The sequence below is a fragment of the Halomonas sp. 3F2F genome, from assembly GCF_014897805.1.
Taxonomy (GTDB): Bacteria; Pseudomonadota; Gammaproteobacteria; order Pseudomonadales; family Halomonadaceae; genus Vreelandella.
Genome location: NZ_JABUZE010000103.1, coordinates 1 through 5396 on the forward strand (window position 1 = coordinate 1; position 5396 = coordinate 5396).

Annotated in this window: 6 protein-coding genes; 5 read left to right on the forward strand and 1 reads right to left on the reverse strand. The window is 53.1% G+C overall.

Features of this window, described 5'->3' with window-relative positions; translation table 11 throughout:
- Positions 1-113: 113 nt before the first annotated feature.
- Positions 114-728, reverse strand: a complete 615-nt coding sequence (gene nudE / locus INT21_RS11765) for an ADP compounds hydrolase NudE (protein WP_193060828.1) — start codon at positions 726-728, stop codon at positions 114-116.
- Between the two features lie 70 nt (positions 729-798).
- Between nudE and yrfG the strand changes: the two genes are divergently transcribed.
- The 5 genes from yrfG (at position 799) to msrB (ending at position 5306) form a co-directional block, all read left to right on the forward strand.
- Positions 799-1476, forward strand: coding sequence for a GMP/IMP nucleotidase (yrfG, locus tag INT21_RS11770; RefSeq protein ID WP_095604556.1), 678 nt, complete (start codon positions 799-801; stop codon positions 1474-1476).
- Positions 1476-1865, forward strand: coding sequence for a ribosome-associated heat shock protein Hsp15 (gene hslR, locus INT21_RS11775; protein ID WP_193060829.1), 390 nt, complete (start codon positions 1476-1478; stop codon positions 1863-1865). The genes yrfG and hslR overlap by 1 nt, the downstream gene beginning before the upstream one ends.
- 58 nt (positions 1866-1923) lie before the next feature.
- Positions 1924-2799: an Hsp33 family molecular chaperone HslO gene (gene hslO, locus INT21_RS11780; protein ID WP_120386642.1), complete on the forward strand. Its 876-nt coding sequence runs from the start codon at positions 1924-1926 to the stop codon at positions 2797-2799.
- 310 nt (positions 2800-3109) lie between these two features.
- Positions 3110-4666: a phosphoenolpyruvate carboxykinase gene (locus tag INT21_RS11785; protein ID WP_038486052.1), complete on the forward strand. Its 1557-nt coding sequence runs from the start codon at positions 3110-3112 to the stop codon at positions 4664-4666.
- 142 nt (positions 4667-4808) lie between these two features.
- Complete coding sequence (gene msrB / locus INT21_RS11790; RefSeq protein ID WP_193060830.1) at positions 4809-5306, forward strand: peptide-methionine (R)-S-oxide reductase MsrB; 498 nt, start codon at positions 4809-4811, stop codon at positions 5304-5306.
- Positions 5307-5396 lie beyond the last annotated feature (90 nt).

Below are 5396 nucleotides of genomic sequence, written 5' to 3' on the forward strand. Positions count from 1 at the left end.
CCTTTTGTGCTTGCAGACGAGGAGGAGTCCATATACGCGCTACATAACTTATTGAGTCCTTAGGTTTTGTAGTGCGGTGTAAGCGTCAGCGCACCCGCAAAAGCAGCGCGGCTTTACAACAAATCCATTGCGTTATTACGTTTCTCTTCGCGTAGCTTATCCCTTGCGATATAGAGCGCGGCTATGGCGCGGGCTTCGTGGAAGTCGTCACGTAATAGCAGTGCCGGCAGTTCTTCAATGGCATGGGTTTCGACAATCAACGGCTCTGGCTCGTCGCCCGGCAGGCGCTTGGGATAAAGATCGGTGGCGATGAGTACCTGCATGCGGTGGCGCATATAGTTAGGCGCAAGCGATAACTCCACCAGCGGTTCAATGCGATGCGCGCCAAAGCCGCACTCTTCCATTAGCTCGCGGTTGGCTGCAGTGACAATATCTTCGCCGGGATCAACTAGCCCCTTTGGCAACGTCAGCACATAATCTTCAAAGCCCGCCGCATATTCACGAATAAGCAGTACATGCTCTGGATCGGGCATGGCAATAATCATTACCGCGCCTCGGTCTGCGCCGGTTAAACGTTCAAACTGGCGCTCTTCACCATTAGAAAAGCGCAAGTCAAGCGACTCAATCTGGAATAAACGGCTTTTGGCGACGTTGGTTCGCGCCAAGATTTGCGGCTTTTTCAGGTAGTCATGTGGGGTATTGCCTGTTGAAGCGTCGTGGAGTGACATCATGCCTCCGTGGCTGCAAAAAACGGGTTACGCTACAATAGCATGCTTACTCTTTCATACTGGAGCGGCAATGATTGATTGGCGCGAGATTGATACTGTCCTACTCGATATGGATGGCACGCTGCTGGATCTGCACTTCGATAGCCATTTCTGGCTAGAGCACCTGCCAAAACGCTATGTTGAGCTTCATCAGCTAGACGCAGCGAGCCAAGAAGCGCTGCGTGCGCGCATTATCGGTGAACAGGGCACGCTGAACTGGTACAGCCTTGCGTACTGGAGCCGCGAACTTGGGGTGGATATCGTGGCGCTGAAACGCGAAGTACAGCACTTGATAGGCCTGCGTAGTGACGCACTAGACTTTTTAACCTGGCTGAAGCAAACCCACCCCCGTGTCATTCTAGCGACCAACGCAGACCGTGCCAGCCTCGCGCTAAAATTACCGCTGACAGGGTTGGAAAACTACCTCGACGCCATCATCTCATCAGAAGATGTGGGGGCTGCAAAAGAGGAGCAGGCTTTCTGGTTTGCGCTTCAAGAGCGAGAACCGTTTGATTCAGCGCGTACGCTGTTTATCGATGATAACGCACGCGTACTCGAAAGTGCCCGTGAGTTTGGTATTAAACACTTACTGGGTATTAAGCAGCCAAATAGCCAGCGGCCTGAAAAAGAACTGCAGGAGTTTATTGCCCTAGACCGGTTTGCCCAACTGCTGCCAGATAACCTGCCAGGGCAGCGAGGAGAGCGTTAATGAGCGACAGCGTTCGCTTGGATAAGTGGCTATGGGCCGCACGGTTTTTCAAAACCCGTGCCCTGGCTAAAAAAGCGATAGAAGGCGGTAAAGTTCACTATGACGGTGGCCGCGTCAAAACCAGCAAAAATGTCGAGCTGGGGGCGCTTATTCGCGTTCCCCAAGGGTGGGATATTTTTGAGGTGGAAGTGATTTCGCTTTCCGACCAGCGTCGCGGCGCGCCAGAAGCGCGTAAGCTCTACGCTGAAACCGAGGAAAGCGTGCAACGTCGAGCCAAAGAAGCTGAAGCTCGTCGTCTCATCAATGAAGCCATGCAGCACCCACTCAAACGCCCTGATAAAAAACAACGGCGTGATATCCAGCGCTTCCAGCGCCAACAGGGCGATTAAACACGCATTTATTCGTCATGGCGGTAAGCCTTCTCTCTACTTCTCCGGCGGTTTCCTTATGTCTGATCAAATCCAACGTTTTATGTTTGACCAAACCAACGTGCGTGGTGAAATCGTCACGCTCAGCACTGCCTATCATGAGGTGTTAGACCGTCACGCCTATCCACCAGCGGTTAATGAATTGCTGGGTGAGCTGCTGGCGGCGGTCGCTTTGCTAACGGACACGGTAAAACTAGACGGCACCTTAAGCATTGAAGTGCGTGGACGAGGCTCGCTTGCACTCTTAATGGCCGAGTCCAACCCCGGTGGTGAGCTGCGTGCGATCGCGCGAATCGCGGAAGACGCTGTGCTGCCCAGCGAACATGCCAGTTTCCGAGAGCTGGTGGGTGAAGGCCAAATTGTGATTACCCTAGATCCAAGGGAAGGGCATCGATATCAAGGTATTGTTGCGCTTGATCACGCTACCTTGGGGGGCTGCCTAGAAGCCTACTTTGGCCAATCAGAACAGTTGCCAACACGCCTTTGGCTCGCGGCTGACGGCGAGCGTGCAGGTGGGCTGCTGCTTCAGCGCCTGCCCGATGCCTCACAAAATCAAGATGTTGATGCTTGGGAGCGCAGCGTTCATCTCGCTGAAACCATTAAGGCTGAAGAGCTGCTGGGGCTGGAGCAGCGCGAAGTGCTGTATCGGCTCTATCACGAAGAGACGGTTAGAGTGTTCGAGCCGAAAGCACTACGCTTTGGTTGCACCTGCTCGCGGGAGCGAATGAGTCATGCGTTGTACACGCTTGGCGAACAGGAACTGCGCGATATTTTGCGTGAAGAAGGCGCAATCGATACGCAATGCCACTTTTGCCACACGAAATATCACTACACAGCAGCAGAGATTGAAATTTTATTAGAAAATCCGGACGCGCCACCCCCGGTGATTCATTGATTGTGTAGTCGCAGATGATGGCATGAGTATTGAAGTCGTATAGGTACCGCGCTAGTCATAGCAAAGCCTATAGGATGCCTGCCGAACGGTTGTTTGAAAATATACTGCGCTGCAACACAAAATGTAGTGTCATTGTAGTAGTTTAACTACAAGATATTTGATGAAAGCCCCCGTTTCCTGGGGGCTTTCTTTTTGCCATAATGCGCCGGACTTCAGCGCACTCAGCCCATGGTATTGGAAACAATAAGCGGCTGAGATGATTTCTCAAGGCGTCGTTGACGCCCGGTAAATTCGAGACCCAGGAATCGACATGACCACGACTCAAGCCGCTCCCCAAGCCCACGTTAATCTTAGCAGCGCCGAACTGATCGAGCGCGCCGTGGCCCGTGGTGAAGGCCGCCTGTCGGCTAACGGTGCGCTGGTGGTAAACACCGGTCTGCGCACAGGGCGTTCACCGAAAGATCGCTATATCGTCGACGAGCCCTCTACTCGCGATAGCATCGACTGGGGAAGCGTGAACCGCCCGTTTGATGCTGAGAAATTTTCAGCGCTGTGGGCACGTGTAGAAGACTATCTGGGTAGCGGTGAGCACTTCGTAGCCGAACTGCATGTCGGCAGTGATAACACACACTACTTGCCCGTTCGTGTTACCACAGAAACGGCTTGGCAAAACCTGTTTGGCCGCACCATGTTTGTGCGCCCGCAGGCATACAACACAGCAGTTAAAGATGAGTGGACGATTCTAAACGCCGCGGGCTTTGAGTGTGACCCCAGCCGCGACGGCACCAACTCTGATGGCTGTGTCATTATTAACTTTGCCGAGCGCAAAGTATTGATTGCTGGTATGCGCTATGCCGGTGAAATGAAGAAAGCAATGTTCTCTGTGCAGAACTACTTGTTGCCAGAAGCTGACGTTCTGCCGATGCACTGTTCTGCAAACGTTGGTGAAGACGGCGAAACCTGCCTGTTCTTCGGTCTTTCAGGTACGGGTAAAACCACGCTTTCCGCTGACCAAGCGCGCTACCTGATTGGCGATGATGAGCACGCGTGGGGCGACGGTATCGTCTTCAACATGGAAGGTGGCTGCTACGCTAAATGTATCGACCTTTCTGAGAAGAACGAGCCGGTTATCTGGAACGCGATTAAGTTTGGTACCGTACTGGAGAACGTTGTACTTGACGATCGTCGCGAGCCGGATTATGCCGACGATAGCCTGACCCAGAACTCTCGTGCCGCCTATCCGCTAGAGCACGTTGAAAAGCGTGTACCGGAGAACCTGGCTGGTGAGCCTAACGCTATCGTCTTCCTGACCTGCGATATGTCTGGCGTATTGCCGCCCGTATCGATTCTTTCCAAAGAAGCCGCCGCGTACCATTTCTTGTCAGGCTACACTGCGAAAGTGGGCTCTACCGAAATGGGTTCATCTGAAGGCTTGGCTGCTACATTCTCTACCTGCTTCGGTGCGCCATTCTTCCCGCGCCCTGCGCGTGAATACGCCGATCTGTTGATCAAGCGGGTAGATAAAAAAGATGCTCAGGTTTATCTCGTCAACACCGGTTGGACAGGTGGTGCCTACGGCGAAGGTGGCTCACGTTTCTCTATTCCGACTACTCGCGCCATCATCAGTGCTATTCAGTCCGGCGTGCTGCGTGATGTTGAAACCCAGCACATCGATGGCCTTAACCTTCAAGTGCCTGTAGCGGTGCCGGGTGTCGACTCTAGCCTGCTCAATCCTCGCGAAACGTGGGCTGACCAAGATGCCTACGATCGTCACCTGCAAGACCTTGCCACCAAATTCGTTGATAACTTTAAGAAGTTTGAAGGTGTTAACGAGGCAATTATCAAGGCGGGTCCGCAGTTAACCTGATATGTACGATAGGGTAAAGGTTGTCGAATGTTTGGATAACTAATCGAACGTTTGGACAGTCAAGTAGTCAAAACGGGATGGTGCTAAGGCGCCGTCCCGTTTTTATGTCTATGTCCTTGACGTGTTAAGGGGGAATGCGCAAATGAAGCGTCGTCACTTTTTGGGGCTTGCTGGACTAACCGGATTGGCAGGTGTTCTTCCTGGCGTCTCGTTTGGCTTTCCGCGATTAGACCTTAAAGCAGCCCCTGGCCTTGAAAAGCTTGAATTAAGCGAAGATGAATGGCGTGAACGCCTGACTGATGAAGCCTTCTACGTGCTCCGCGAAGAGGGAACTGAGCGCGCCTTTTCAAGCCCACTGGACGGAGAGGTTGGGGAAGGTGAGTACCGCTGTGCTGGGTGCGATCTTGTACTTTTCACCAGCGCGATGAAGTATGACTCTGGCACCGGTTGGCCCAGTTTTTTCGAGCATGTTGAGGGCCATTTGTTAAGCAAGTTGGATTTCAAACTGGTGTGGCCACGCACAGAATATCACTGCGCGCACTGCGGCGGTCATCAAGGTCATGTCTTTGGTGATGGTCCAGAGCCTACCGGCTTGCGCTGGTGCAACAACGGTGTAGCACTGCGGTTTGTGCCTGCATAAAACACTATCCGCGGGTGCCTCGTTTGCTCGTCCCTCGCAAGACTCGTTACACAATGGGATGGACTCCTCCTCACCCTACTCCGGCGTCAG

Bases quoted from the DNA above. Each gene is read 5' to 3' on its own strand.
- INT21_RS11785 (WP_038486052.1), top strand. From the start codon at position 3,110: ATGACCACGACTCAAGCCGCTCCCCAAGCCCACGTTAATCTTAGCAGC.
- hslO (WP_120386642.1), top strand. From the start codon at position 1,924: ATGTCTGATCAAATCCAACGTTTTATGTTTGACCAAACCAACGTGCGT.
- yrfG (WP_095604556.1), top strand. From the start codon at position 799: ATGATTGATTGGCGCGAGATTGATACTGTCCTACTCGATATGGATGGC.
- hslR (WP_193060829.1), top strand. From the start codon at position 1,476: ATGAGCGACAGCGTTCGCTTGGATAAGTGGCTATGGGCCGCACGGTTT.
- msrB (WP_193060830.1), top strand. From the start codon at position 4,809: ATGAAGCGTCGTCACTTTTTGGGGCTTGCTGGACTAACCGGATTGGCA.
- nudE (WP_193060828.1), bottom strand. From the start codon at position 728: ATGTCACTCCACGACGCTTCAACAGGCAATACCCCACATGACTACCTG.